A 2,119-nucleotide genomic window follows, 5' to 3' on the forward strand; every position below is an offset into this window, starting at 1 on the left:
CGGCGTCTGCACCACCACCGCCGACCGCACCTCCCCCTGCAGCCGGTCCGGTCGGTCCAGAGGCATGGAGGGATCGAACCACAGAGACACAGAGGACACGGAGAACGGCCAAAAGAGAGCACGCAAAGCATGTCGCGAGCTCCATGGCGGCAGTTGGTGTCCGGCAAAGCGTTCCGCAGCCTCTACCCGCTGCAACAAGTCGGGTGGGCGGCGAATCCGCTTGCGACTGGCAGGCTATTACAGGCCGCTTCCAGGGGACCGGGAGGATGCGGCCCATCCCGGCCCGGCCGATCCGCGCGGTACACAGCAACGTGGCCATGGCGCGGGAGGGGTATGGTCCTGCGTGACCGACATTCTTACGGATCGCGAGGACGCCGTCCCTCCCCGACCTGTCGGAGCTCGCAAGGGCATCCGGCCACCGGGCGTCGTTGCAGGTTCCGTAGAGGCGCCCGTGGTCTGCGTTTTCTTGCGGACCGCGAGGACGCCGTCCCTCCAGGGCTGGACAATGTCGGAGGCTGCCCACGGTTGGGCGATGTCCGGGAGGGGCGCAGTCCTCTGCGCCCGAGATCCCTGCGGACGGCGGGGATGCCGTCCCACCCAAGCTGCTAAATGCCGCAGAGTACCTTTGATTTGGTGATGGCGAGGGAGGGGCACGGTTCACCGTGCCCCTTTCATGCTTTAGCTCAAGCCACCCTGGAGAGTCGCCGTCCTCGGCGACTGGGAAAATCGGGCGGGCGAACGCCCGCCGGGAGAGGCGCAGTCCTCTGTGCACGATATATTTAAGGGCCCGCGGGGATACGGTCCCTCCCAGCCAACCATCGCGGGACGGGCACTGTCCCCCGTGCCCGGATTGTTCCACGGACCGTGACGATAACGGTCCCTTCCGGCCTGGCACATACGGTGTGGCGTCCTCGACCCGACGATGGCGGGGGGCACCGTCCCCGATGCCCGCCATATGCGCAGCGCATGCACGCGATCCCTCGCAGCCTGGACACGGGTGCGGCGGATGTGCCCTCCGGGACCGGTCCCCGTCCGACTGGTCCGGCACATTCGGCGGGCCGGAGGGCAGCCCCGGCATGGAGCAGCTCCGGGGGCCTTCCGTATTCGCCGGGTCCGTCCCCGCCGGGGTCGGGACCCGGGGCCGGCGGGCGTAGCCATCCCCCCAAACCTTAGCCATCGCCTGAAGTATTGCACCGGCGGGTGAAGATTTTTTTTGGGTTCGGCGTTGAATATCCTCGCGCGCCGTGCCTCAATGAAGCATGCCGACCGTCACCAAACGCTCGCCCAGGATCCGCTTCGAGTTCGTCCCCGCTCAAAAGCAGTCCACCCTGGGCGGCCTGCCCGCCCTGGAAGCCCTGGCCCAGCAGTTTGACCTCTGGCAAAAAATCCGCGCCCTGCCCGGACTGGACCCGCGCACCCGCACCTCCCACGGCTACAGCCCCGAGCTGATCGTGGCTCAACTGATCTACTGCTTCTGCTCGGGCGGGGCCAGCCTCGCCGACGCCGAACGGCTCAACGACGAGCCACTGGTGCGCCAGTTGGCCCGCGTCAAAAAGTTCGCCGACCAGACCCAGCTGGGCCAATGGCTGCGCCAACAATCCGACACCTCGATCGCCGCGCTCTGGAACCTCAACGCGCAGTTTGTGCAGTGGGTCATCGACCGGGCCGACCCCGCCCGCTGGACCTACGCCGGACGCGCGGAAGCGTTTTTCGACGAGACGCAGATCGAAGTCTTCGGCCCGAGCTTCGAGGGGGCCAAGATCAACTACAACGGCGAGCTGGCGCTCTCCTGGCAGACGTTCTGGTTCGGCCCGTTCCTGGTCGGTGGTGAACTGGGTTCGCCCGGCGAGGTCAGCAGCGCGTTGCCGGCGATGCTGCAAACGCTCCGGCCGCTCTGGCGGGATCGCCCCTGCGATTTCCTGGCCGACAGCGGCTCCAGCAGTGCCGAGCATCTTCAAGCCATCGAGCAGGCCGGCTTCACGCATTGGAGCGTCAGCTACAACAAATGGACCACCGGGCCGGAGCGCACCGCCGCCGCGCTGCCCCAGAGCGCCTGGAGTCCGGCCACGCAGACGCGCTGGCGCGACGGGGTGGAAGTGACCGAGCAGTACGCCGGCAT

At 67.5% G+C, this 2,119-nt stretch carries 1 protein-coding gene; it reads left to right on the top strand.

The genetic code is table 11. The annotated features are described in order from the left end of the window. Nucleotides 1-1,259: 1,259 nt before the first annotated feature. Nucleotides 1,260-2,119 (top strand): transposase (locus tag G4L39_RS13800; RefSeq protein ID WP_165109079.1); only part of this gene is annotated, 860 nt, incomplete at its 3' end.

Source organism: Limisphaera ngatamarikiensis, assembly GCF_011044775.1.
GTDB classification, from domain to species: Bacteria; Verrucomicrobiota; Verrucomicrobiia; order Limisphaerales; family Limisphaeraceae; genus Limisphaera; species Limisphaera ngatamarikiensis.